Origin of the sequence: Mesorhizobium sp., assembly GCF_004962245.1 — a bacterium.
GTDB lineage: Bacteria > Pseudomonadota > Alphaproteobacteria > Rhizobiales > Rhizobiaceae > Mesorhizobium.
Map to the genome: position 1 here is coordinate 96,014 of NZ_SUHQ01000006.1, position 25,091 is coordinate 121,104.

Consider the following 25,091-nt stretch of genomic DNA (forward strand, 5'->3'; position numbering starts at 1 on the left):
CCACCGCCAGCTCGTTCAGGCGACTCTTCTAAGTGCAGGGCGGTCTTCCGGTCGGGAGAGGTGATCGGCGAGGCGGCGAATGCCCTCTTCGAGCGGCACCAGGGGACGGTTCAATATAGCCTTCATCTTGTTCGTGTCAGGACAGCGGCGCGTCATGTCGCCCTCCGCAAGGGGCGGTCGGAATTCCAACTTCGATGACGAGCCCAGCACTTCGATGACAAAGTCGGCCAGCTGTCGAATGCTCATTTCCACGTCGCTGCCAACGTTGATCACTTCGTTCTCGTGCGCGCGCGTTCGATGAACCGCGATGCAAGCGTCAACCGTGTCGTCGACATAGCAGAAGGTGCGGGTCTGAGAACCGTCCCCGTAAATCGTCAGGGGCTCGCCGCGCAGGGCTGCACGCACAAATCGCGGCAGAACGAAATCCTCGCTCTGACGTGGCCCGTAGGTGTTGAAGAAGCGAAAAATGGTAAATGGCAGTCCAAACTCACGCTCAAAAGTGCGCAGATAGACCTCTCCAAGATTCTTCACCACTGCATACGGCAGACGTGAGTTAAGCGGCGTGGTGCTCTCGTTTTGAGGAATCTCGAAAGGTTCGCCATATACCTCCGATGACGAAGCGAAGTAGACACGCTCGGCGCCGGTGTTCTTGCATAGCCTCAGCACGTTCTCGATGCCGGTGATGTCGCGCAGCACGAGCAACGGATTTGCCAAAGTCCGCTGCACACCGACCACGGCTGCGAAATGGAAGACGTGGGTGAAATGGAAGCGGTAGAACAACGATGAGATGTCGTCGAAATCGTTCGCATCCGCCTTTACTACGGTCAGATTGCCCGCGTCTATTTGTACCTTGTCTCGACTTCCGGTCGACAGGTTGTCAGCGACGACCACCTGGGTCTGAGGTAGCTTGACCAACGCACGAGTGAGGGCACTGCCGATATTGCCCGCTCCACCAGTTACCAGGATCGATTGCGTCATAATCCACCTCAACCGAACAGTTTAATCGACTGATGCAATGTGCGTCCCTTCGCCAAACGCGGCATCTTCGATCTCGCGAGCGAACGTGGCTCGCAGATCCTTAGGACGCTTGAGAGTTAAATGTGGCAGCGCAAGATTTATTTGACAACTTGGCTTGGGGTAAGCACTTCGGCTGTTCTCCCAATGGTGCAACCCATGCTATTTTCAGCTCTGGGGCTGGCTAAGCGCATACATTTTGCTGATTGCTGTGAACTGCTTCCCCGCGGTAATTGAGGCGATCCTTTATTGTCGACATTGAAGCGAAAGTTGCCAGCATCTCATGCAGACTGCTCCAGACCTTCAGGAACTGGTTAACCGCATCCGAGCGCGGGACTACACCATTGGCATCATGGGCCTCGGCTACGTTGGCTTGCCGCTCGCCATGATCTCGCTGGACGCGGGGTTCAAGGTCATCGGTTTCGACATCGACGCGTCTCGGGTTGCACTTCTTAACCGCGGAGAAACCGGCATAGATCATTTGCCTGGTGCTGCCATCAAGATGGCTGTCGACAGCAAGCGGTTTCGCGCCACCAGCGATTTCGCCGACCTGGGCGAACCCGACGCGATCTTGATAGCGGTGCCGACGCCGCTTACCAAAAACCGGGAGCCGAACCTGTCGTTCGTCGAAAACAGCGCACGTGCGATCGCCGAGCGGCTGCGCCCCGGTCAACTTGTCGTTCTGGAGTCGACGACCTGGCCAGGAACGACGCGAGAGGTCGTGCAGCCGCTGCTCGAGGCGACGAATCTTTCTCTAGGAAAGGACTTTTTTCTCGCCTATTCGCCCGAACGGGTGGACCCAGGCAACGATGTACACACCACCGCTACGGTTGCAAAGGTGATAGGCGCCGACGACCCATCGTCCCTACAGGTTGCCAAGGAACTGTACGACCAGATCATCGTGCAAACCGTTCCCGTGGCCTCCACCGCAACGGCAGAGGCTGTGAAGCTGACCGAGAACATATTTCGCTCTGTGAACATTGCGTTGGTCAATGAGCTAAAGGTGATTTTTGACAGGATGGGCATCGACGTCTGGGAGGTGATCGAGGCCGCCAAGACCAAGCCGTTCGGATATATGGCGTTTTATCCAGGCCCAGGGCTCGGCGGGCACTGCATCCCGATCGACCCATTCTATCTAACCTGGAAGGCAAGAGAGTACGAAGTAGCAACGCGCTTCATCGAACTTGCCGGTGAAATCAACACGAACATGCCGCATTATGTGGTTGCCCGCCTTGTGGAGGCCTTGGACCAGCGAGCCAGCCGCGGCCTGAGCGGTTCGCGGATCTTGGTGATCGGGATGTCCTACAAGAAAAACGTGGGTGACACACGAGAAAGCCCATCGTTGAAGCTGATCGACATCATGGAGCGACGCGGGGCAGTCGTTGATTACCACGACCCCTATGTACCGGAAATACCCGGAACAAGAGAGTACGCCACCCTGGCAGGTCGCCCCTCTGTGGATATCTGCGCTAGCAGTCTGGCATTGTATGATGCCGTTGTCATCTCGACAGACCATGATGCGATTGATTGGCAGAACGTCGCCAAGCACGCAAAGCTGGTGCTCGATACCAGAAATGCTTGTGCGCGTAGTCAGTCACGCACCGACAACGTCATAAAGGCATGAGCGGCCCGGCTTGCGGCATTGGCTTGGTCAACCTGTCATCGACAATGTCGAATGATTTAATACGTCGAGCGGTTGAATTCGTTCAGCGCATCGAATTTTCCCGGACTTGAGCGCCGGGGCATGAGCGCCCGCGCAGTCGGTGTAAACAGGTGGTGGCGGACGAGGTCGCTACGGTTCATGCGGCGCGCCGGCCGATGCTCACCCCTCCCCGTCAGCGGACCTTTTGGTCGCCGTAAGCATCCACGCCGACCGCGTCATTGCGCCAGACATGGATGGCTTCGAATGCGTCCCATGCGATCGACACGATGTCGAGATCCCCGTCACCGTCGAGGTCGACCGTCCTTGCTCCCAGATGGCTTTCCATCCCTTCGCCGACCAGCTGCTCGATGAACCGTCCCCCACCCAGATTATGCCAGCTTGAGAGGCGAAGTGCGCCGCGATGCTCGCCCATGATGAGATCCACCCTGCCGTCCCCAGTCATATCGGACACGGAAAGGCTGTTAAGGGAACCGCGCGTGGTGATTTCGTGCTGCTCCCAGTCGGAGGAGCTGTCGCCGGGGTTGTGCCACCAATACGCCTTAGCGCTGTCGGCTTGGCCATTTTCTTCGGTCACGACGATGTCCGCACGTCCATCGCCATCAAGATCGGCGGCCGCCACGCGGTCGGGATAGACCATTTCAGGAACTGTTCCAACATGCCGAAGCTCCCAGTCTGGCGAGCCGTCACCTGGATTGCGCCACCATGCGACCGTCTTTGCATCGCCGGTCGTGGCGACAAGGTCAAGTAGACCGTCGCCATCGATATCGGCGAATGCAATCCCTTCATCAGACGCGTCGACGCAGATGCGGGTGCGTGGCCATGGCTCGACTGTTGGATCGTCAGGAATCTTAAAATAGAAAACCCCGCCGCCGCTCGATACCGCCAGCTCCGGCTTCCCACCTTTTACGATCTGGGCGAGCGCATGGCCCTGAGAGCCGAGCTCATGACTGGCGGCGGGAACCTCTCCGATCCCGTGCGCTTCAAATCGGTGCGCGTCGATGTCCTCGGCATGGAGCCACACCAGGTGCAGCGCCCTGCCTCGGCCGCGCTGTGCTATGACCTCCCCGCGCCCATCGCCATCGAGATCCAGGCCTGCGACCGCGTCCACACCCTCAGCAAGCCGGGTCCGTTCCCATTCTGTGCTCCAGGCTTCGGACGGTTGACGGTACCAGAACGGACCCGAGATGATGTCTGTGCGACCATCACCATCCATGTCGGAAAAAGCCAGCCCAAAGGAGCGGACATGCCCGTTCGTTATGCGATGATAGGTCCAGCGGTCGAGGCGGACCGATGCAGGCGGATCCAGCCGATTGATCCACACTCTGACGGGCGGGTTGCCCACCCAGTTCGCCCCATAGATGTCGAAATCGCCGTCCCTGTCGACATCGGCGACGACGCCGTTGTGGAGACCCACATCGTCGATCACATGACGGGCCCAGCGCGTTCCTTGCCCGTTGATATTGTAATGGATCGCGAGTGTGCGCTCCTCGGTCGTATGCATCTGCCCGACCACGACATCGATGTCCCCGTCTCCGTCCATGTCGGCTGCCTGTAGCGTATGGGCGCCCGCGACAGATGGCTGGATGACATGGCGGATCCAGCGGCCCGTCGGTCCGGCGAGGGGCCGGAACCAGGCGACGTCGTCAGTGTGCTCGGAACTCGAAGTCAGAATGTCGGCGCGGCCGTCCTGGTCAAGGTCGGTTACGAGCGCCTTGAATGCAGGATTGAACGGACCAAGCTCGTAGCTGCGCCATAGTGCTGGATCGCGTGCTGTCGCTGCGCCTGGATTGGACGCCCATACTCCGTGCAGGACGAGATCGACATCAGCATCGCCGTCAATATCCCCGATTGCCATTCCCTCTTCGCCTAAGTTGAAGGAGAACAAGCCGACGCGGATCCAGGAACTGGGGCTTTCTTGGAAGAAAATCATCACTTCGCCAGGCGCCCGAACGACGATATCAACGAGGCCGTCCCCGTCGAAATCGGCCGCCTTGATGTCTTTGCCCCAGCCGCCGACTGCACCGATTTCCCGGCGCTTCCAGCTGGGACCGTGGGTCGGGTTATCATTCGGCCGCGGGTTCTCGAACCAGACGAGATTGACAGCATCGGGCCCATCGGCCGTGACGATGTCGGGATCACCGTCCCCATCGATGTCGGCAAGCACGCCGTCGGTGGTGAACTCGACGTGGGGCCTCGCGATTACGGTGCGGACCAGATCGGGCCAGCGCCACCAAGACATCGCATCCTCGGGGAAGCCGCCAAGGACGAAATCCAGTCGATTATCGCCGTCTATATCGCCGACAAGCTTTACGTCTCCTGAATAGGGGGCAATCTCTTTGCGTTCAAAAACAAGACCTGACTCCAGAATTTCTTCGGGAGGTCCCTGTCCCTGAGCGGCGTCGCAACTTGCGAGGGTGCACCCGATCATAATGACCGCGATCAGGCGGCCAAACATGCTAAATGTTGATTTCGTAGCGTGTGAACATTTCGTAGTCGGCCAGCAACCGCCCGACGAAATCTCCCCCCGACAAGTCCGACAGCGTCCGCCATTCATCTTGGTTCTCCAGGCGCTGCATCTGCGACGCATGCGCCGCCAGCGCTTCACGCTTTACGCCGATAACATCGCCAACATAGGCGAGGCTGTTGAGCGTGAACGGCGCCCGCAGCCCTGCCGCCGTCCTGATCGTCTGCCGCAAAGTAACACGCCACATATTCGGCAAATCGCCCCACAGACTTGTCCATGGCCAATGGTACCAGTACCAGACTGGATATTCGAATACCGTGACAGGGCGACCATAGGCACGAAGCGCCGCGCGAACTGCTGCATTGACGGCGACATGATCGGAAGTCGGATCCTTTGCATGGTTCACGAAAACGCTCTGCGGCCGCCATGAGTTGAGCCTCGACACGACCGCAGCTGTTATCTCATGAAGGTGATGATTGGCCGCCCCGTCTGGAAGGCGTAGGAATGTAACACTTTGGGATGATGCGCCCAGACGACGAACTGCTTCTATGGCTTCGGCCTCGCGTGTCGCCCGCAAGGTTTCAGGATGCATAAGGTGGCGATGAGACGCGGCGCCATCGGTGACGAAAACAAAACGGACCTGGGCGCCCGAGGCAATCTTTTTGGCCGCAACGCCACCGCAACCCAGCGTCTCGTCATCCGGATGGGGCGCAACAATGACAGCAGACGCCGACCAGTCGCCTATCTCAAACGGCCTAAGTCGCAATCGCAATTGATTATCAAGCATGGTGCTGAAGGTCCGCCTAAAAGTCCACATCGGTGCGCTTTCATCATCGGTTCGCTGGCGTCGTTGAACGCCGATCGCCATGGTAACAGAACTCACGAGCGTTCGAGACCCGTGTTTGCCGGTGGGGAAGGCTTATGAACATGGGTATCCTCGGGCAGGGTTTGGGCCGCGGCTGGCTCGAGGAAACAGAGAGCCGTCCCAAGCCGATGGTCGAGATCGGTCTTCGATGCCGATCCTGTGGCACATCATGATGCGCCATTACCGCTACCCATCGCGCTCGGATCAAAGGGCGAGCACATCAAGCCCTGGTTCAGCGATTACATGACGGTCCACGGCCCAACCCGGGAATGTGAAACGCCACGCTGCGTGACTGGCGTGCGCTCAAAGAGAGGGTCGAGCGGGGATATAAGTTGGAAAGGTCACCGCCGAGCGGACCGAGCACCTTGTTGTTAGGCCGGCACGCAAAGCGACAGCTGGCAAGCCCGCTTCTTGATCGCCCGCGCGGATGGGCGTGTGGAACGCGGGATGGTCAATCGGTAATCAGGCTGCACCAAACAGACATACGCCGTTTGGGGACGTTTACGTTCCCACGCTCCGGCGTAAGGTTCGGCACGATGCACTCGAACGAATTCCAACCCCAGCAACGCGCCCGCGGCGATGACATCAGGATGATTGCGCTAGAAAGAGGATCTCCAGGGGAGCTGCCTATGACCAATAACAACTGGATGCAGCCACCCTTCCTCTCCAACCACAGTATCCTCGGCCATGGGTGCTTGTGGGTGGTGGAATAGAATGACGAGCAATCACGCTAAACGCCGTCCGTGGCCCGCGACGGCTCTGCGTTCGCGAGGTTCCAGCTCGACAAACGATAGCTGGAGAGAGGTCGACGGCTCTGCTTTCTATTCACGTAGACCGGGCCGGATCGCTAGCGCCGCAGCCGTGAAACGAAGTCGGAAAGCCTTGGCTGCGCGATCGAAAGTCGCGGGCCTGTATGCCAACGGGCAAAGAGACGTGCGATGACATCAATCGGCGCGAAGATTGTCAACGGCGCAGCCTGGGCAGCAGTCGAAACATGGGGTCGGCAAGCAGCCATGTTTGCCGTTTTTGTCGTATTAGCCAGGCATCTCGGACCTGAGGCATTCGGCCTCGCCGCCCTCTCCATGGTTGTACCCGTCATTCTTGCTGTTCCGGTCACGATCGGAATACCGGAGGCACTCATCCAGCATCCTAAAATCGAGGCCTCACACTTTGACTCGGCCTTCTGGCTTCTCGCCGCGACCGGCGCTGTGATTAGCGGGCTCATCTGGACGTCTGCCGGTTTGATTGCTGCAGCGTTCGGACAGCCCATTCTCGAAGATCTCATTCGCTGGAGCAGCGTGGTCGTCGTAATTCAGGCCCTCTCGTCGGTACCTGGGGCTGTGTTGAAGCGCCAACTCGAGTTCCGCTTGTTCGCGTTGCGCACAATTGCCGGCACCTTCGTCGGCGGCACACTCGGCATCGTCTTGGCAATAGCCGGTTTCGGCGTGTGGAGCATGATTTGGATGCACCTAGCAAAAGCGGTTGTGGAAACCGCTGTTCTTCTCGTCGGCAGTTCTTGGCGGCCCGGGCTGACCTTCTCCTATGCGAAGGTTCGTGACCTACTAGGATTTGGCGGCCCGCTTATCGTCCAGACTTTTTGGAATTTTTTGAACGAGGAAATTCCAAAGGTCCTGCTCGGTACGTTCCTCGGCCCCCATGCGGTCGGAATCTATGCTCTCGCCCGTCGTCCGCTCGACCTTCTGGTGCAAGTATTCCTCAGTCCGCTGATGGCTGTCACCATGCCCACCGTGGCGCGGATTCAAGATCAACCCGAAAAGATCGACCGTTTCTTCAACACGACCGTCCGCATGGCCGGGATAGCGGGATTTCCTGCATTCATCGGGTTTGCCGCGATCGCACCGATCGCGGTTCCCTTTATCTTCGGCCCGCAATGGGCCAGCGCGGTCGTCGCTGTCCAGATTCTCATGCTGCTGGGCCTGCAACGCACTATCGACAGCCTCTGCGCGTTTACGATCCTTGCAATGGGTCACTCCAGGTTGATCCTGATGTTGAACATAGCCTACACTGTTGTCGCAACGATGCTGTTGTCCGTCACTGCGCAGATCAGCCTTGAGATGACAATGGTGGCGCTCGTAGCCTGCAGCCTGGTCCTCCTACCAATCTTCCTCTTCTACGCGCAGCGCATCGCGCGTATCGACGTGCTGAAACCCCTTGAGATCTTCCCACGACTGGCTCTCGCCGCCCTGCTGATGTTCGGCGCCGTCAGCGCGTGGCTGCGCAGCGCGCCTGAGCACGCCGCCGAGGAAACACTCCTTATTAGCGCAATTTTCCTTGGAGCCTCTGTCTATGGTACGGCTCTCTTCTTGCTGGTGCGCTCTGAGCTGTTCAATGCGCGAGACTTGTTCCTCAGGCTTCGCGGCTAGGTTGTCGGGCGCGGCCTGTAGATGCGGGATTTCGAGGCCCATCCGCGCGCGCGCCGATGAAATCATGACCAGCGCCGGTACAGCCGCTCCATCGATCCACCGACCGGCAACGGGCAGATTGTTCATGGCAGGCGGCTGCGCTCCGCCTGCCTCAGACTTTCATGTGCGGATTTCAACTGGGCCCGCGTGTACATCAACGCGTGCGACGCCAGGTCGTGACCATCTTCCCAAAGGTTGCGCCAGATGCCCAGAATGCCTTCGAGCGGCTGACCGACAACGCGCGAGGAAAAGCTCTCGAAGGCGATCGGGCCTTCATAGCCGGAGGCCACGATGGCGCGGAACACTTCGGCGAGGTTGATGCTTCCGGACCCCATATAGCCGCGATGCGAATCGCCGGTATGAAAGTAGCCGAGATAGTCGCCGGTCTCCTTGATTGCCGACGGAATATCGGATTCCTCGATATTCATATGGTAGACGTCGAGGTGAACCTTGACGTTGGGAGCGCCGATGCGTTTGCACAGTTCGACACCCTGGGACGCCGTGTTGAGCACATTGGATTCGTAGCGGTTTACCACCTCAAGTCCGAGCGTGATGCCGCTCCTGGCGGCCGTTTCGGCGACCTGCGCCAATATGTCGGCTGACATGGCGACGCCGGCGGCGGTGGTCGGCACCGCGTTCTTCTGAAAAGCCGAGTGGAGGATGCCGCAGACATGCGTCGCGCCGACATCACGCGCGACGCTCAGCGCCTGTTCAAGCCTCGCCTTGCCGCGGGCGGCCTTGGCCCTGTCGCCGCTCGAGATGTCGGTATCGGCGTCCAGGCCCAGCGAGAGGTTGATGCCGATGCCGTTCTTCTCCAGCTGGCGACGCGTGAAGTCGACGTCGATGGAGCTCGGATCGAGCGCCGGCGCCTCGATGTAGTCAAACCCGACCTCCGCCGTTTTTGCAATGGCACGCGCGCACTCGTCATGGCTCCAGCCCGCCTCCCAGACCAGCGCATGAACTCCCAGCTTATTCATCATCGTCCCTTTCAATGTTCGTACACGCATCTTTGAGGCTGACAACCGCTTCGACCCCATAGCGACCCTACGGAACAAGGGGCTTCTGCTCGGTTGTTAGAAATCATATTGCTCAGGCGATCGCGACAAGCAACGTACAGGACGCGCGGGCGTATCGAGATCATATTGGCAGGCGCAAGGACTAGCACCGCATTACCATGCGCTTCGGCTAGTGGCCCTGATCAATAAGGCCCGAGCCTGCTCTATAGCTCCATTGGCATCAGGGCGCGCGAATCGCGACGGACGCCCCATTTTCGGATTTCCAGTGTTGTGTTGTCGCGATCAGCCGCCGCAGCGAACGCTTGAACCGCTCACTGGATATTGTTCTGGGCTGTTAAGAGTCTGGATTAACACATATTAATGATCCATTGTAAACAAAGGATTTTCCGGTGGCGCTGCTTCAAATCTCCACCGCCCCGGCGACTGTTCTCAATTCGTAGCGCTCTCCTCAAAAGCCGTCCGCAGGCTTCGTTCGAATTGCTCCCGAGCTATTCGAAAGAATAGGTGAAACCTCCTTCGGAGGCTCCGACTGTCACCTTCGTCATTTTTTGGCCCTCGAGCGACCTGTTCAGCACCCCTCGGCTCAATTCCGGCAGAAGCGTATTTGTCAGGATGGCATCGATCATGCGCCCGCCGGATTCGATCTCGGTGCAGCGGGCCTTGACCAGGTCCATGACACCGTCGCCGATCACCAGCTCGGCATCGTTGCTTGAACGCAGCCGGCGGGCGATCTTGGCGAACTGGTGGCGGGTAATGGCTTCGATCATCGAATCCGACAGCGGGTAGTAGGGAATGGTCACCACCCGGCCAAGGAAGGCGGCCGGGAAGACCTTCAACAGCGGGGAGCGTAACGCTGTGTCCAGATCGTCGAGTCCCGCCCGCAGCGTGCCGTTTCTGGTCCGGTCCATGATGACCTCGGAGCCGACGTTCGAGGTGAGCAGGATCAGCGTGTTCTTGAAATCGATCCGCCGGCCCTCGCTGTCGTCCATCATCCCCTTGTCGAAAACCTGGAAGAAGATCTCGTGCACGTCCGGATGCGCCTTTTCGACCTCGTCGAGCAGGATCACCGAATAGGGCTTTCGCCGGACCGCCTCGGTCAGGATGCCGCCCTTGCCGTAACCGACATATCCGGGCGGCGCGCCCTTCAAGGTAGAGACCGTATGCGCCTCCTGGAACTCGGACATGTTGATGGAGATGAGGTTCTGCTCGCCGCCGTAGAGCATCTCGGCCAAGGCGAGCGCGGTTTCGGTCTTACCCACACCCGAAGGACCGCAGAGCAGAAAGACCCCCACTGGTTTTTCGGGCGCGCCGAGCCCGGCGCGGCTGGTCTGCACGCGCTTGGCGATCATCTCCATGGCATGATCCTGGCCGACCACGCGTTCGGACAATGTGGCGGCGAGCCGCAGCGCCTTTTCGGTCTGGCTCGACAGCATCCGTCCCGTCGGGATGCCGGTCCAATCCTGTACCACGGCAGCCACGGCATTGCGGTCGACTGACGGCAGGATCAGCGGCGTCTCACCCTGCGCTTCGGCCAGTTCGGCCATCAGTTCGCGCAGTCGCGCGAGATCAGCGGCCGGATCGGGTGGAGAGGGACCGGCAGTGGCCATTGCCTCGGCATCGGTTTCAGGCGTTTCGGTTTCAGGTGTTTCGATCTCAGATGTTTCGATCGCCGGCGTTTCGATCTCAGATGTTTCGATCTCAGGCGCATCGGCGCCCGCCGTTTCGGCGACCGCCTCCGGAGCCTCCACAGCATCGAGCGGCACACCCTCGCCGCGCAGCCTGGCGCGCAATTCGAGTATCTCGCCAACCAGCGCCTTTTCCCGATCCCAACGTTCCTGCGCGGCGGTGAGCGTGAGTTCGGTCTCGGCGAGCCCTGTTTCGACCCGAGCCTGCCGGTCGGCCACGTCGATGCCGATCGCTGCCTCGCGGCCGATGATGCCGCGCTCGACCTCCAGCGCCTGGCGGCGGCGCATAATATCCTCGACCTCGGCCGGGGTGGCATGCTGCGAAATGGCGACACGGGCGCAGGCGGTGTCGAGAAGGCTGACCGCCTTGTCCGGCAGTTGCCGCGCCGGGATGTAGCGATGGGACAGGCTGACCGCCGCCTCGATCGCCTCATCGAGTATCTGCACCTTGTGGTGCTGCTCGAGTATACCGGCCACACCACGCAGCATGAGAACGGCGACCGCTTCCGACGGCTCATCTATCTTGACCACCTGGAAACGGCGAGTCAGCGCAGGGTCTTTTTCGATGTGCTGCTTGTATTCGGCCCAGGTCGTTGCGGCGATCGTGCGAAGCTCACCACGCGCCAGTGCCGGCTTCAGCAGATTGGCCGCGTCACCGGTTCCAGCCGCGCCGCCGGCGCCGATCAAGGTGTGAGCTTCGTCAATGAAGAGGATGACTGGCGTTTCAGAGGACTGGACCTCATCAATGACCGCCTTCAGCCGTTTTTCGAATTCACCCTTCACGCTTGCGCCCGCCTGCATCAAGCCGACATCGAGCATGCGCACGCTGACGCCCTGCAGCGTCGGCGGCACGTCGCCCTCGGCGATGCGTAAGGCAAAGCCCTCGACGACCGCGGTCTTGCCGACCCCGGCCTCGCCGGTCAGGATCGGGTTGTTTTGCCGGCGCCGCATCAGGATATCGACGATCTGCCTGATTTCCGGATCGCGCCCGACGACCGGATCGATCTTGCCCTCGCGGGCGCGCTGGGTCAGGTCGGTCGCGTACTTCGCCAGCGCCGAATCCCCGCCCGGAGCCCGCCGCGCCGGTTCGGCGGCGGGAACCGCAGCCGAGGCACCCGCTTCGAGCGAACCCTCCATGACTTCCACGAACCGCGCGATGACGGCGTCGGCATCGATTTTGTCAAATTCACCGCTGATCTTTGACAGCAAGCCTTCCAGCACCGGCGTCTTCAGGCAGGCAAGCAGAATATGTGCACTGCGCACTTCCTCGACGCTGAATTCCAGCCCCGCCAGGCTCCAGGCCTCCTGGATGGCGTGGAAGATATGATCGGAAAACTCCTCGATCGACGTGGCGCCATAAGGCAGCTTGTCGACGGCGCGGGTCATATCGGCCGTGAGCCGGCTCGCATCCACCCCGGCGTCCGCCAGTATCAGTTGAACATCCGAGCGCTCGGAAAGCACCAGTTGTTCGACGAAATGAACGAGCTCGACGTAGGGATTGCCGCGCAGTTTGGCGGTGTCGGCCGCAGCCTTGAAGGCGCGCAAACAGACGGGATTAAGCTTACCGACCAGTTCCTTGCGTTTGAAGCTCTGCGACGACCGGCGCTGTTCCATCGAACTTGCTCCTGCGATCTGCCAGTCAATAAACTGCCACATAAGCAGCGACTTGACAAAGCGTGTGATGGATCAGGCGCCTGAGTGTCCGATTCCACCGACTTCGTACGTCCGACAAAGCCCACGCCATCGGCCGCAAACAGCCATGGAACGCCCATCTTTTGCGATGCATTCACCTTCAGAATTCGACAATTGTGCTGCCGATTTCGAGCTCAGGACCGGGTTTGCAAGCTTCCATTAAGATTGAGCGGTAACTGAATTGTGGTAAAGTGTCGCAGTGTGCTAACGTTGGGTCACGCACGGCACAGGGGCCGCTTGCTGGGGGTTGGTGTGATTGATCTCGCACTCTGGCTGAATCCGTTGGACGGTGAAAATCCGTCAGGGGAGGATTTGCGCAACGATCCAGCGTTTCATGAGCTGGAGCGCCTCACGGAACCCCAGGTCAAGGTCGTCCATGACGGGAGCAACAAGCCCTCGTCGCAAAGCACCATTCCGGTCGACTGGCCCGCCGTTCTCGACAAGGCGGAGGAATTGCGCGCGCATGGCCGGGACCTGCGCCTGCTTGTCATTGTCACACGCGCGCTGGCCAACGAGCAGGGGCTCGCCGGGCTGGCCCATGGTCTGACCCTTATTGCGCGGACCTTCGACCAGCACTGGGACACCATGCATCCGGCGCTGCGGCCCAATGCTGCGCCACGCGACGCCGCCTTGCGTCGTATCAACGCCCTGCTCGACCTCCAAAATGGCCAGGACGGGTTGCTGGCGAACTTGCGGCAAATGACGTTCTTCGCACCGCGCGCGATCGGACCGATCAGCGGACGCGATCTGGAGCAAGGCGCGCTCGACGAACGGGTCATGCTTCTGGAGGCGGCTTCAGGATTGAATGCGGCCGAAAAGGCAGCGCTTGTCAGCGCGCACAGTCAGCTTCTCAATCGGGTGCGCAGCGGATGCGCGGCACAGGCTGATCAAGCCAATGCGCAGATGACGTCGCTCATCGCCGACGCCCAAGCGGCGATCACGGCTCTTGATGCGGTCGAGACGGCTCTCAACGTTCGTCTGGAGGGCGGCGGCGCCGCCGTCCCGGAATTGAAACGCTTTCTGCAGCGTTTGCTGTCGACCCTCGAACGGAATTCCACAATCGGCGCAACGACGAACGGCGCGGCGAAGCCAGCCCCCACGACTGCAGGTCCGGAAATGCCTATTCGAAACGGTCACGGAGCCGATCCTATGGCAAGTATGGCAAGTTACGCGGAACCGAGCACGGGGCTGCCTGATCGGATTTCCTCGCGCGACGACGTCGTCAAATGCCTCGACCTTGTCGTCGCCTTCTATGACCGCACCGAGCCGTCGAGCCCGATCCCGCACCTGGCGCGGCGCGTGCGCCGGATGGTGCATATGGATTTTGTTGAACTGATGGAAGATCTCGCCCCGTCTGGGCTGAAGGAATTCCGGCTTCTTGCTGGCGTTCCTGATGCCAAGAAGATGGCTCAGAAGGATGAAAGGTAACAAGCCATGCCAGCCGAAAGCAAAGCGAAGGTCATCGAACGAAATCGCGCACCGCGCGTGCAGATCGCCTATGATGTGGAGACCTACGGCAGCCCGACGACGATCGAACTGCCGTTTGTCATGGGCGTGATGGCCGACCTTTCCGGCGCTTCACAGACCAAGGAAGCGTCGAAATCGGTGCTGGACCGCGCCTTTGTCGAGACCGACGCCAACCGCTTCCCCAAGTTCATGGAGGCACTCGGGCCACGCGTGAAAGCCCGCGTGAAGAATACGCTGCCCCAGGCTGAAGGCGCCGAGCGGGACGAGGAACTGGCGCTTGACCTCACCTTCACCAAAATGGGTGATTTCGCGCCAGACAAGATCGCCGAGCAAGTTCCGCAATTGGCCGAAATCCTCAAGATGCGTCGTCAGCTCGAGGAACTTCTCGGCTTCATGGACGGCCGTGTCGACGCCGAAAAGCGCATCGCGCAGCTTCTGAACAACGAGCCGCTTCTCGGCAAGATCGCCAACCAGGCATTATCCGACGACGACAAGGTTCAGGAGTAAATCATGGCCGAACAACAAAAAACCGCAGCCGTCGCCGCTGAGGCGGAAGCCATCGATCTGGGAGAATTCAGCGGGCTCCTCGAGAAGGATTTCAAGGTCAAGAAGGACGACAGCGAGAAGCTGCAGCAACTCGTGCGCAATCTTGCGCTGGCGGCGCAGTCCCGTTCCGACACCACGACCATCTCGTCCAACGCGATCAAGTCGATCAAGTCGCTGATCGCGGGCATCGACAAGATGCTGTCGGAGCAGGTCAACGAGATCCTGCACGCGCCGGAAGTGCGCGAAATGGAAGGCACGTGGCGCGGCCTGTGGTATCTCGTCAACAACACCGAGACGGATCAGAAGCTGAAGATCCGGGTGATGAACATTTCCAAGGAGCAGCTCGCCGACACGCTTGAAGACTATGAAGGCCAGATGTGGGATCAAAGCCCGATCTTCAAGAAAGTCTATACGGACGAGTATTCGATGCTGGGCGGCGAGCCGATCGGCTGCCTGGTCGGCGCCTACGAGTTCTCTAACCATCCGCGTGACGTCGGCCTGTTGCGCAACATCTCGGGCATCTGCGCCTCCGCCCACACGCCGTTCATCGCGGCCGCCTCGCCACGCCTGTTCCGCATGGACAGCTGGCAGGAACTGCCGAACCCGCAGGACCTGCAGATGATCGTCTCGAACCCGGCCTATGCCTCGTGGCAATCGCTGCGCGAGAGCGAGGACGCGCGTTACATCGGCCTGACCATGCCACGTGTTCTGGCGCGACTGCCGTATGGCTCGGAAACCGTTCCGGTAAAGGGCTTCACTTTCGAGGAAGAGGTGCAGGCCGATCACAACAAATATGTCTGGATGAACGCGGCCTTCCCGATGGGCGTCAACATAAACCGCAGTCACAAGCTCTACGGCTGGGGCACCCAGATCCGCGGCGTCGAGAACGGCGGCACAGTCATCAACCTGCCGGTGCACTCCTTCCCCACCGACGACGGGTCGATCGCGATGAAATGCCCGACGGAAGTTGCCATCGACGACCGGCGCGAGGCGGAACTGGCCAAGCTCGGCCTGATGCCCATCCTGCACCGCAAGAACACCGATCTCGCAGCCTTTATCGGTGCGCATTCGCTGCAGGACGACGAGACGCGCGCCGGGCGGCTGGTCGATCCCGACGCCCAGTCAAATGAACGGCTGAGCGCCAACCTGCCCTATCTTTTCCCGGTTTCGCGCTTTGCGCACTACCTCAAGGCCATTGCGCGCGACAAGATCGGGTCGTTCAAGGAACGCTCCGACATGCAGATCTGGTTGACCGAGTGGATCAACCGCTACGTGCTGGCCAACCCGGCCTTCGCCGACGACAAGGCGCGCGCCAAGCGCCCGCTTGCCGCGGCCGAGGTCCAGGTCGACAGCGTGGAGGGGCGGCCGGGCTATTACAATGCCCGCTTCTATCTGCGTCCGCACTACCAGCTGGAAGGCATCAACGCCTCGCTCCGACTGGTGTCGGAACTACCGTCCGTGAAGACTTGATTCGCAGCAACCACACCTTGTTCTGTTTAAAAGCGGTGGAGAAAGACAATGCCAGTGAAAATTGATGGTTTTCTAAAGGTTCCGGATATCAAAGGTCCAAGCGTTCGAGACGGCCACGAGGATGAAATCGAAGTCCATGGGGTCGATTACAAGATAGTCGCGCCGTACGATCCGAATTCGCTTTCACGCCGCGGTCGTGTGTCCCTGGGGATGATCAAGTTCACCAAGCACTATGACAAGTCCTCGCCCTATCTGAAAAAGGCGCTGTTCGACAACAAGGCGCTGGACGAAGTTGTGTTCTCCGCCCGCCGGACCATCGATGGGGAGACCAGCGACTATCTGGTCGTTACCCTGACCGACGCCTCGATCATGGAATACGACATGTCGCAGGCCGAGGACGAGGAAGACCTGATCGAGGAGGAGGTCAGCTTCGCCTACAAGAAGATCAAGTTCGTCTATGACAAGGATGACGAAATCGAAATGGATGTCTATGTCGGCAAGTGAGGCGCGGCGGCCCGGCGCCGACAAGCTACAGCTCACCGGCAGTTCGCGAGCGAAACGCGAAGCGGTCCAGCCCTCTCTTTGGGATCGCCTCGTCAATGACCTGCCGGGCCTGACTTCCGAGATAGACGGTCTGCGCCAAACCTTACAGGACGAGCTTGGCGCGGACCGACTGGAAGCCTTCGTTGCGGGCAGTGCGCGGCTCATCGACGCCGATGCGGAGCTGACGTCCGATCAGAAGCGGCGTCTGCACCGCCTGGTCTTTCAGACCCAACACCGCGCGGAGATCGAAAGCCGCGGCGTGGTTGTATCGGCCCGGGTCCTCAGGGAGGCCGTGCGGCGCGACATCGAGGCCTTGTTCAACACCGAGCGTTTCGAAGCTGTTCCGCTTCTTTCCGATCTCGAAAGCGAACAGGCTGCAGACAATCCGCCATCGCTTGCCGACTTTCCGGAAGTGCGCCGAAGTGTGGTCAACTACGGCGTGCCTTCCTTCTCGGGCCGCTCGTCCCGAGACTTTGATCGCGAGACCCTGGCGCGCGAGATCCGCTCGATCCTTGCCACGTTCGAGCCACGTCTCAAAGAAAGCGCAACAAAGGTAACGGTGACCCTTGGTGACAAGAGCGTGGGCCTGAAGATCGAGATAGACGCTGTGCTGATCATGACGCCGACGCCGGAACGCATGCGCCTGCGCACCACAATCAATCTCGATAACGGCTTGGCCCGGACCGAATTTAGGGACACCTGAGATGGATCGGGTCTTCGTAGAATATTACGAGGAGGAACTGACCCATATCCGCGGACTCGCGGCCGAATTTGCAGACATGCATCCGGCGGTGGCGCGCAATCTTTCGCTCGATACGGTCCCCTGCCCGGATCCATATGTCGAGCGGCTGCTCGACGGCGTCGCTTTCCTCGCTGCCCGCACCCGGTTGAAGGTCGATGCCGAGCGTTCGCGGTTTTCACGCAGCGTCCTGGATGTCCTGTATCCCGATCTGGTTACACCAGCGCCGGCAACAGCGATGGCAGTGCTGAAACCCGGCCAGCAGGTCCAATCGATGATTGCCGGCCATGTCGTCAAGCGGAACACGCGGCTGGTGTCCAGTCTGCAACCCGGCCTGTCGACGCGCTGCACATTCACCACCGCGCAGGACATGACGCTGTGGCCGATAACAATCACGTCGGTCAGCTACTTCCAGGATCGCAGCGGGCTGGCAGCGGCCGGCATAAAGCCGATCGGTGGCGTGAGCGGCGAGGCGGCGCTGCGTATCACGCTGGCTCGGACCGGAAAAGGCAAGCTCGACGAACTGGCGCTCGACCGGCTTGATCTCCATTTTGCCGGGCGCACCAAGGCGCCATTGCTGTTTGACGCGATTTTCGGCGCCTGCTCGGCCGTTGGTGCACGAGCGGAGGGCAAGGCCAATCCGCTATCGCCTTTGCCGGAACCCGAAATGGTCGGCATCAGCGACGACGAGGCATTGATGCCTCGTACCCGTCCGACATTCGAAGGCTACCGTCTGCTGCGCGAATATTTCATGATGCCCGAGCGCTTTCACTACGTGCGGGTCTCAGGACTGCAACCGGTCGTGCGCAGATGCGAAGCCGGGATCGAGATCATCTTCATGTTCCGGCGTCCGGTGCCCGAACTTGCCGATGTGACACCGGCTGATTTCGAACTTTTTGCAACGCCGATCATCAACCTCTTCGAGCGTGACTGCAACGTCATCGAGCTTGACCCCCGCCGAACGCGGAACGTGCTGCATGCCGACCGCACGCGGGCGCGGGACTTCGAAATCTATCGGGTGACCCGCGTCGAGGACGCCGACACGGAGGGCACCGACGCCGAAATTCCGGAGCTCTTCAGCCTGGGGCAAAACCGCAGCAGCGGCTGGGTCTATTCCACCGAACGGCGCCCTCGCCGGGCCACCGAAGATGAGCGGCGCGACGGATTGACCCGCACCTCATACACCGGAGACGACGTCTTCCTTTCGATTTCACGGCCGGTCGGAAGCCCGGCGAACCGGCCGCTGAAGCGTGTCGATATCATGGCGCTTTGCACCAACCGCGATCTGCCGATCCTCGACGACACCCCAACCTTGACGCTGGAGACAGGCGACCCTGTCGAAACGGTCCGGCTTCTCGGTGCGTTGCGTCCGCCCCAGCCGGCCATCCCGGCCGCCCTGCCCGCGGGCGCCGAAGGCGAATCCCGAGCCGACAATCTCGCCTGGCGGCTTGTGGCGCAGCTGGCGCTCAACTTTCTCAGCCTTGCCAAGGAGGGTCGCGGTGTCGATCCGCTGCATGCGCTGCTCGATCTCTATGCCGACCGGGGAGATCCGAGTCTCGCCCGCAATGTGCATTCGATCGTTCGCGTCGACTCGCGGTCGGTCATCGAACGGCTGCAGATCGATGGGCCGATGTGCTTCGGACGGGGCACGGAAGTGACGTTGCATGTGGACCAGTCGGTCCTGGCCGGGCAAAGCACATTGCTGCTTTCAGCCTTGCTTGCACGGCTGTTTGCCCGTCACGCCGGAATAAACGGCTTTGTGCGGACCCGCACGCGGCTGCTGCAGAAGCAGGAGGATGTGCTATGGCCGATGACGCCCGGCAATCGCTACCTGATCTAGACAAATTCGACCTGGACCGGGTCGAAGGGCTATCTGACACATTCGACTTCTTCGAACTGTTGCGCCGGCTCGAACGGAGGGGCGGGCTGTTCGGCTATTCAGGCCACGCGGATCGCGAGCCGGCAAGGCTTGGGCAGCATGTGCGTCTTAGCTTTTCCGCCAAGGACGTGGTTGAGTTCCGCGAAGCCACGGTTAAGACGCCGGGGAAAGAAGGGGCGCCGGCCCGGGTCACGGTTGCAAATCTCGGGCTGATGGGGCCGGAAGGCCCGATGCCGCTTCATTTGACACGCTGGGTGCTCGATCGTCTGTCGCAGCGCTGGTTCACCGGCGCTGACGGCCAGCAGACCAGCGACACGACGTTCGTGGACTTCGTCAATATCCTTCAGCACCGCATGATCGCGCTGTACTATCGGGCCTGGGCGGATGCGCATCCGGCAGTACAGGTCGAACGTGCGGTCGGCGGCCGCGTAAGAGCCATGCTTGAAGCCATGGCGGGAATCGGACTTCCTGGCACCCACAATCCCGATCTCGACGCCGTGAAGCTTCGCCAGGCAGCATCGCTCGCCAGCCAGGTCGACGGTCCGGAGCGGCTGACACTGTTCCTGGCGGAAGCGTTCAAGGTGCCGGTCCAGATCAAGGAGTTCGTTGCCACCTGGATGACCATACCGGCGACGCTCCAGACCCGTCTTGCCAGAGCGTTCGCAGTGCTGGGGCGCGGGGCGACGATCGGCCCGCGCGTCTTCAGCCGCCACAGCAGGATCGAACTCCGTGTCGGCCCGCTGGGGTATGAGGAGTTCAAGGCGTTCCTGCCGGGCGGTCAACGTCTGAAAATGTTCAAACAGGCCGTTCGCGACATGGTGGGGGAATCGCTCGACGTCGATCTGCGGATCGTGCTCGCGCGAGAAGCCGTGCCGCAGCCCCGTATCGGGGCGGTACAGCTCGGCCGAACGACCTGGCTTGCGCGGCCCGCTGAAAGGGGCGATGCTGACGATATGCGGCTGCGGACAATTGTCGGATGGCGGCCGGAAATGGCGGGGGTCGCGGCATGAGTCTGCTGCTGACGCTGGAGCAAGGGCCACGCACCCAGGCGGTCCGGCAGACCCGGCTGGACGAGGGTGAGCTGGTGATCGGCCGCAGCGCGGAAGCGGGCTGGCAGATCGACGATCCCGACATGTTCGTTTCACGCGCCCATTGCAGGATCACCGGCGGGCGGGATGGCTATTTCGTCACCGACACATCAAGCAGCGGGTTGTTTATAAACGACTCCGACAGCCCGCTCGGCGCTGGCGCGTCGATCCGTCTTCAAAACGGCATGCGGCTGAGGCTGGGCGACTACATCGTATGCGTCGACCTGCAGACGCCGGTCGCTCAAGCACCGGCAGCCAGCCAATCGGTCCCGGAACGGTCGCCGCCGGCATCACGAGCGCCGGTAAGCATCGGTCGCGATGACTTCTTTTCAGCCACGGTCGAAGAAGAGCCACGAGGACCGCGTCCCGCCGATCTGCCGAATCCGTTCGAGCAGCCAATTCCAGGAGCGTTCGAGCGGGCCAACCAGCGCAGTTCGCCTGCCTTCGACGACCCGTTCAGCCTCGACCCGGTATCAACGCCTGCGCCGAAAGGCGCTGCCTACTCCGAACCACGTGGTGAGCCAGGCCCCGCAGACCCATTCAGCCTCGATCCGGTGCCTTCCCGCAACGGTGAAACCGAGGCCGCTTCGGGAAAGTCATCCGAATTCGATGACTTCGGTTTCGGGCCGGCCGCACCGCCTGATTTGAGAAACGGCGCCGGCTCGACCGATCAGCGAAAACACATCGCCGGAAGACCGCAGCCGGCCAATCCCTGGGATTTGCCTGGCCACGCGGCAGATATCCCCTCCCCGCCGCGTGCGGGCACTGCTCCCAAACCCGCCGCCTCCCTGGCAGCGGCGCAACAGATGAACACCGCGCTTCGTACCGCGTTCTTGCGTGGCATGGGCATTGAGGAGGCCGATTTTCCCGGACGCGACAGTGTCGCGGAGATGGAGAAGTTTGGTCGCGAATATCGGCTCATGATGGAAGGCCTGATGCAGCTGCTGCGCAAGCGGGCCGAGGAAAAGGGAAACGCTCGCGTCGCCCAGACGGTGGTTGGGGCCTCTGAAGTCAATCCGCTCAAGTTTCTGCCGACGGTCGACGACGCCATCGTGACCATTATCGCGGAGCGCAGCCCCGGATTTCTGGCCGGCGAAGCGGCAATCGCGGACGCGATCCGCGATCTCGCGCAACATCACGTGCGCGCCTGGCGAGGCCTGCAGTCCGCCTTGCGGCGGATGATTGACCGTTTTGACCCGGCAGCGATCGAGGAAGAGCTGAAATCGAGCTCCGCGATCGGCACCCTGCTTTCGGGCGGGCGCAGCGCCAAGCTGTGGGAGCTATACCAGAAACGCCATCGTGAAATCGCCCAGAGTGCGGAATCAAGCTTCCTTGGCGAAATCGGCGCTGATTTTCGGGATGCATATGAGGAGGAGTGAAAAATGATCGATCGGCGCGAATTCATCGTTGCTCTGGGCGCAACGGGGCTGCTTGCGGCTTGTCAAAGCGGTCCGCCAAAACCATCGGCGATCACGATCAACATGACCGGCGCAGCCGGCATGAACCCGGGACCAGGTGGCGGCGACCGGCCCGTGACGGTCCTTGTGATGCGGCTGCGCAGCACCGGCAAGTTCAATTCGGCCGACTATTTCGCGCTGCAGGGGGATGCCGGCTCCGCACTCGCAGGCGATCTCATTGGATCCGACCAGATCTCCGTCGGACCGGGAAAGACCGCATCCAAAACCATCACGGTCGAGCCGGACGCGGCTGCGCTGGGCTTCGTTGCCCTCGTTCGCGAGCCTGGCGGCCGGAACTGGCGTACAACCAAGTCGGTGTCGCCGGGATCGAAGTTTACCGTCAACGTCACGCTTGGCAGTGGCGGCATTTCCGCCTAGCGGCCAGGGTAAGAGGTGCTCAATGCAGAGAGTAGCGGCATGAGCGAAGCAAACAGGGTGCTGTGGTCCGAAGGCCTGTTTCTCCGGACCCAGCATTTTCAGCAGCAGGATCGTTTTTTCGAGGCGACCGTGCGCGGCGCGTTGCAGGCCGGGCAACTGCATACGTTCGGCTTTCAGCAACTGACGCTGGACCAGGCAATGCTTGATGCCGGCCAGGTCTCCATACTGTCCGCACGGGGCATTTTTCCGGATGGAACCCCCTTCTCCATTCCAGACATGATGGACGCGCCACGACCGCTGCCCGTCACCGCCGATACGGGTGCCGGACCGGTGCTGGTCGCACTGCCGCTCGAGCCTCCTGGCGGTGTCGGCTTCGACCCGGCGCATGCCGCATCCACCGGCGCACGCTATCATGGCCGGATCGTTTCGGTTCGCGACGCCGTCCAGGGCGGTTCAGATCCCGAAGAAATCGAAATCGCCCGCCCGCAGGCGCTGCTGCTTGCACCCGGAAAATCGGTTGGCGGCTATACCGCCCTGCCAATAGCCGACATCAAAGGGGTCCGAGCCGATGGCGGCGTCTCCCTGGATGAGACGTTCCTGCCGCCGACACTGGTTACCGGAGCGGTGGCCTGGTACCGGCAGTTGCTTTTGGAAGTTGTCACCGGCCTCGACCAAATCGCTGAGGCGCACGGCAAAATGGTCATGGGCGGGCCAGGGCGCAGCGTCGAAGACCTGTTGATGCTCAACCTCGCCAATGCGGCGCGTCCGCGACTGGCCCACATGCTGGCGCAGGATGTTTTCCATCCGGCCGAGCTTTATCTGGAGCTTGCCGGTCTTGCCGGTTCAATGGCGACCTATGGCTCGAGCGCGCGACGGCTGAGCGAGTTGCCCGCCTACGATCACATGGCGCCCGGCCCCGCATATTCGGCGCTGGCCGACGCCTTGCGCTCACTCATCCTGAGCCTGCGTTACATCGAGCCCAAATCACGCGCACTGCCCGTCATGCGGCATTCGACCAATGTCTGGAAAATCCGCATCGACAACCCGAAGCTGCTGGTGGCCAGCCGGATCGTCATCCGCGTCGGGTCCGAGTTGTCGGAAGACGCCTTGCGCAAGATTTTCGTCAACCAGGCGACTGTCGGTTCGGCCGATCAGTTCGAGGGCCTGTGGAAATCCCGTCTCCCCGGCATTCCGCTGAAACCGCTTCATTCCCAGCCCCGCGAAATCCCCTACGACGGCGATCGGCTATGCCTTGAGCTGGATCAGAAAAGCGAGCACTGGGCCTCGCTGCTCGATGCCCCCGGCTTCGTCATTGGCGTGTCGGGCGTACTGCCGAGCGAGCCGCAGGTGGACTGCTACTCGGTAAACAGGTGAGACCATGAGCCGGGATGATCCTTTCGGACTGTCGGAGGATCGTGAACGCACTCGCATACGGCTGACCGGCTCGCCGATGCCGCGACCGATGACGCCACTCTTGTCGGGCGCGCCGGTGAAACGGTCGCGTTCGCATCCCAACACACTTGTCAACGCATTCGCACCCTTGCTCGAGTTCGCGCCCGAGCTTGAAAGCGCGCTGCCACCGGAAAACCCGGAAGCTCTGCGCACCCGGTTGCTCGATGAGCTGGTTCGGGCACGCGACGCGGCAATGTCGGCGGGATCCTCGCTTGAGCGCGCCGACCAAGCAGCCTGGGTGGTGGCGGCGTTGCTCGACGACCTGGCCTTGAACACACCATGGGGCGGTGCCAGCGCATGGCCGCGCCAGCCGCTTGTGGTCATGCTTCGAGGCGATGTCGATGCCGGCACGCAGTTCTTCACGCGTCTCGACGAACTGGAGCGCCATCCGAACCGGGATCGCGAACTGCTGGAACTGCAATATCATTGCCTGGCGCTCGGCTTCCGCGGCAAATACCGTGTGCCCGGCCGGTCGGGCGACCGCTCGCTCAATGCCGTTCGCGTTGCTGCTGCGCGCTTCCTGCGCGATGCCGACGCCGACGGCGCGCCGCTGTCGCCGAACTGGAAAGGCGTGATCGCATCCGACGAGCCGCAGCGCTTCATCGTTCCGATCTGGGTGATGGCGCTCGGTGCGGCGGTTATCGCCACTGCAATCCATCTCGGGCTGTCGATGGGACTGAGCAGTCAGGCGGTCGAGCTTTCCGCGCTCGTTCGCGCGCTGCCGCCGCCCACGCGCGGCGATATCAGCCGCACGTCGCCACAAGTCGACGCGCCGCCGCCAGAGCCGGTCGATTTCGCGCTGCTGCCCGAATTTCAGGCCGGAGCGCCAGCAAATCTCAAAGCCGCGCTCCGTGGCACCGAGAGCGTTTCGCTGGCCAGGCTGATCATCCAGGCTTCCAACCCCGAACTGTTCCAGTCGTCGCGGCCGAAACTGACGGAAGGCTTCGAACCGCTGATCGGTTCAATCGCCAAAGTGATCCTGGCCAATCAGGAACTGATCGGAAACATCACGGTGGTCGGCCATACGGACAGTGTTCCTTTGCAAAGGTCCAATCCGCTTTCCACCAACCAGCGGCTGTCCGAAGCGCGCGCGGCGACCATTGCCGACATACTGGTTCAGAACGGCGTGCCGCAGGACCGCATTCGTTCCGAAGGACGTGCAGCTACCGATCCAGTGGCCGACGACAGCACGCGCGAGGGCCGGGCCTTGAACCGCCGCGTCGAGGTGCTGGTCGAAAAGAGGCTGTGAG

General features: G+C 61.2%; 18 protein-coding genes. 13 read left to right on the top strand and 5 right to left on the bottom strand.

What is annotated here, in order from left to right; genetic code table 11:
• Positions 1 to 15: 15 nt before the first annotated feature.
• Positions 16 to 978: an NAD-dependent epimerase/dehydratase family protein gene (locus E5X88_RS08545; protein ID WP_292160260.1), complete on the bottom strand. Its 963-nt coding sequence runs from the start codon at positions 976 to 978 to the stop codon at positions 16 to 18.
• Between the two features lie 319 nt (positions 979 to 1,297).
• On the opposite strand from E5X88_RS08545, the gene E5X88_RS08550 reads away from it, so the two are divergent.
• Complete coding sequence (locus E5X88_RS08550) at positions 1,298 to 2,638, top strand: nucleotide sugar dehydrogenase (RefSeq protein ID WP_292160262.1); 1,341 nt, start codon at positions 1,298 to 1,300, stop codon at positions 2,636 to 2,638.
• 211 nt (positions 2,639 to 2,849) lie between these two features.
• On the opposite strand, the gene E5X88_RS08555 is transcribed toward E5X88_RS08550, so the two are convergent.
• Positions 2,850 to 5,132, bottom strand: coding sequence for a VCBS repeat-containing protein (locus tag E5X88_RS08555; protein WP_292160264.1), 2,283 nt, complete (start codon positions 5,130 to 5,132; stop codon positions 2,850 to 2,852).
• Position 5,133: 1 nt separating this feature from the next.
• Entirely contained in the window at positions 5,134 to 5,958 is an 825-nt protein-coding gene (locus E5X88_RS08560) for a PIG-L deacetylase family protein (protein ID WP_292160553.1), read from the bottom strand.
• A 986-nt stretch (positions 5,959 to 6,944) separates the two neighbouring features.
• Between E5X88_RS08560 and E5X88_RS08565 the strand changes: the two genes are divergently transcribed.
• Positions 6,945 to 8,390, top strand: a complete 1,446-nt coding sequence (locus tag E5X88_RS08565; protein WP_292160266.1) for a lipopolysaccharide biosynthesis protein — start codon at positions 6,945 to 6,947, stop codon at positions 8,388 to 8,390.
• Between the two features lie 122 nt (positions 8,391 to 8,512).
• On the opposite strand, the gene E5X88_RS08570 is transcribed toward E5X88_RS08565, so the two are convergent.
• Together E5X88_RS08570 and tssH are read right to left on the bottom strand one after the other, a co-directional pair.
• On the bottom strand, positions 8,513 to 9,409 hold the full coding sequence (locus tag E5X88_RS08570) for a sugar phosphate isomerase/epimerase (RefSeq protein ID WP_292160268.1): 897 nt from the start codon (positions 9,407 to 9,409) through the stop codon (positions 8,513 to 8,515).
• Between the two features lie 524 nt (positions 9,410 to 9,933).
• A complete protein-coding gene (gene tssH, locus E5X88_RS08575) occupies positions 9,934 to 12,744 on the bottom strand; it encodes a type VI secretion system ATPase TssH (RefSeq protein WP_292160270.1) in 2,811 nt (936 codons plus the stop codon).
• A gap of 330 nt (positions 12,745 to 13,074) precedes the next feature.
• Between tssH and tssA the strand changes: the two genes are divergently transcribed.
• The 11 genes from tssA to icmH are packed head-to-tail and all read left to right on the top strand — an operon-like array spanning position 13,075 to position 25,090.
• The gene (tssA, locus tag E5X88_RS08580; RefSeq protein WP_292160271.1) at positions 13,075 to 14,250 is read left to right on the top strand and encodes a type VI secretion system protein TssA; all 1,176 of its coding nucleotides are present in this window, start codon (positions 13,075 to 13,077) and stop codon (positions 14,248 to 14,250) included.
• Positions 14,251 to 14,256: 6 nt separating this feature from the next.
• Entirely contained in the window at positions 14,257 to 14,796 is a 540-nt protein-coding gene (gene tssB / locus E5X88_RS08585; RefSeq protein WP_145722232.1) for a type VI secretion system contractile sheath small subunit, read from the top strand.
• Between the two features lie 3 nt (positions 14,797 to 14,799).
• On the top strand, positions 14,800 to 16,305 hold the full coding sequence (gene tssC, locus E5X88_RS08590; protein WP_145722233.1) for a type VI secretion system contractile sheath large subunit: 1,506 nt from the start codon (positions 14,800 to 14,802) through the stop codon (positions 16,303 to 16,305).
• Positions 16,306 to 16,353: 48 nt separating this feature from the next.
• Positions 16,354 to 16,809, top strand: coding sequence for a type VI secretion system tube protein TssD (gene tssD, locus E5X88_RS08595; protein WP_145722234.1), 456 nt, complete (start codon positions 16,354 to 16,356; stop codon positions 16,807 to 16,809).
• Positions 16,796 to 17,551: a type VI secretion system baseplate subunit TssE gene (tssE, locus tag E5X88_RS08600; protein WP_292160555.1), complete on the top strand. Its 756-nt coding sequence runs from the start codon at positions 16,796 to 16,798 to the stop codon at positions 17,549 to 17,551. Before tssD ends, tssE begins: the two co-directional genes overlap by 14 nt.
• A gap of 1 nt (position 17,552) precedes the next feature.
• Positions 17,553 to 19,427 carry a type VI secretion system baseplate subunit TssF gene (gene tssF / locus E5X88_RS08605; RefSeq protein WP_292160278.1) on the top strand — a complete coding sequence of 625 codons (1,875 nt, stop codon included), beginning with the start codon at positions 17,553 to 17,555 and terminating at the stop codon, positions 19,425 to 19,427.
• Positions 19,391 to 20,476 (top strand): type VI secretion system baseplate subunit TssG, encoded by a 1,086-nt coding sequence (tssG, locus tag E5X88_RS08610; RefSeq protein ID WP_292160279.1) that lies wholly within the window; start codon positions 19,391 to 19,393, stop codon positions 20,474 to 20,476. The genes tssF and tssG overlap by 37 nt, the downstream gene beginning before the upstream one ends.
• Entirely contained in the window at positions 20,473 to 21,933 is a 1,461-nt protein-coding gene (tagH, locus tag E5X88_RS08615) for a type VI secretion system-associated FHA domain protein TagH (protein ID WP_292160282.1), read from the top strand. The genes tssG and tagH overlap by 4 nt, the downstream gene beginning before the upstream one ends.
• A 3-nt stretch (positions 21,934 to 21,936) precedes the next feature.
• Positions 21,937 to 22,389 (top strand): type VI secretion system lipoprotein TssJ, encoded by a 453-nt coding sequence (tssJ, locus tag E5X88_RS08620; protein WP_292160284.1) that lies wholly within the window; start codon positions 21,937 to 21,939, stop codon positions 22,387 to 22,389.
• A 39-nt stretch (positions 22,390 to 22,428) separates the two neighbouring features.
• Positions 22,429 to 23,763, top strand: a complete 1,335-nt coding sequence (gene tssK / locus E5X88_RS08625; RefSeq protein ID WP_292160286.1) for a type VI secretion system baseplate subunit TssK — start codon at positions 22,429 to 22,431, stop codon at positions 23,761 to 23,763.
• A gap of 4 nt (positions 23,764 to 23,767) precedes the next feature.
• Positions 23,768 to 25,090 carry a type IVB secretion system protein IcmH/DotU gene (gene icmH, locus E5X88_RS08630; RefSeq protein ID WP_292160289.1) on the top strand — a complete coding sequence of 441 codons (1,323 nt, stop codon included), beginning with the start codon at positions 23,768 to 23,770 and terminating at the stop codon, positions 25,088 to 25,090.
• Position 25,091 lies beyond the last annotated feature (1 nt).

What these genes read in the sequence shown, in the direction of transcription:
- E5X88_RS08545 (WP_292160260.1), bottom strand. Translation starts at nt 978, where the DNA reads ATGACGCAATCGATCCTGGTAACTGGTGGAGCGGGCAATATCGGCAGT.
- E5X88_RS08550 (WP_292160262.1), top strand. Translation starts at nt 1,298, where the DNA reads ATGCAGACTGCTCCAGACCTTCAGGAACTGGTTAACCGCATCCGAGCG.
- E5X88_RS08555 (WP_292160264.1), bottom strand. Translation starts at nt 5,132, where the DNA reads ATGTTTGGCCGCCTGATCGCGGTCATTATGATCGGGTGCACCCTCGCA.
- E5X88_RS08560 (WP_292160553.1), bottom strand. Translation starts at nt 5,958, where the DNA reads ATGTGGACTTTTAGGCGGACCTTCAGCACCATGCTTGATAATCAATTG.
- E5X88_RS08565 (WP_292160266.1), top strand. Translation starts at nt 6,945, where the DNA reads ATGACATCAATCGGCGCGAAGATTGTCAACGGCGCAGCCTGGGCAGCA.
- E5X88_RS08570 (WP_292160268.1), bottom strand. Translation starts at nt 9,409, where the DNA reads ATGATGAATAAGCTGGGAGTTCATGCGCTGGTCTGGGAGGCGGGCTGG.
- tssH (WP_292160270.1), bottom strand. Translation starts at nt 12,744, where the DNA reads ATGGAACAGCGCCGGTCGTCGCAGAGCTTCAAACGCAAGGAACTGGTC.
- tssB (WP_145722232.1), top strand. Translation starts at nt 14,257, where the DNA reads ATGCCAGCCGAAAGCAAAGCGAAGGTCATCGAACGAAATCGCGCACCG.
- tssC (WP_145722233.1), top strand. Translation starts at nt 14,800, where the DNA reads ATGGCCGAACAACAAAAAACCGCAGCCGTCGCCGCTGAGGCGGAAGCC.
- tssD (WP_145722234.1), top strand. Translation starts at nt 16,354, where the DNA reads ATGCCAGTGAAAATTGATGGTTTTCTAAAGGTTCCGGATATCAAAGGT.
- tssE (WP_292160555.1), top strand. Translation starts at nt 16,796, where the DNA reads ATGTCGGCAAGTGAGGCGCGGCGGCCCGGCGCCGACAAGCTACAGCTC.
- tssF (WP_292160278.1), top strand. Translation starts at nt 17,553, where the DNA reads ATGGATCGGGTCTTCGTAGAATATTACGAGGAGGAACTGACCCATATC.
- tssG (WP_292160279.1), top strand. Translation starts at nt 19,391, where the DNA reads ATGGCCGATGACGCCCGGCAATCGCTACCTGATCTAGACAAATTCGAC.
- tagH (WP_292160282.1), top strand. Translation starts at nt 20,473, where the DNA reads ATGAGTCTGCTGCTGACGCTGGAGCAAGGGCCACGCACCCAGGCGGTC.
- tssJ (WP_292160284.1), top strand. Translation starts at nt 21,937, where the DNA reads ATGATCGATCGGCGCGAATTCATCGTTGCTCTGGGCGCAACGGGGCTG.
- tssK (WP_292160286.1), top strand. Translation starts at nt 22,429, where the DNA reads ATGAGCGAAGCAAACAGGGTGCTGTGGTCCGAAGGCCTGTTTCTCCGG.
- icmH (WP_292160289.1), top strand. Translation starts at nt 23,768, where the DNA reads ATGAGCCGGGATGATCCTTTCGGACTGTCGGAGGATCGTGAACGCACT.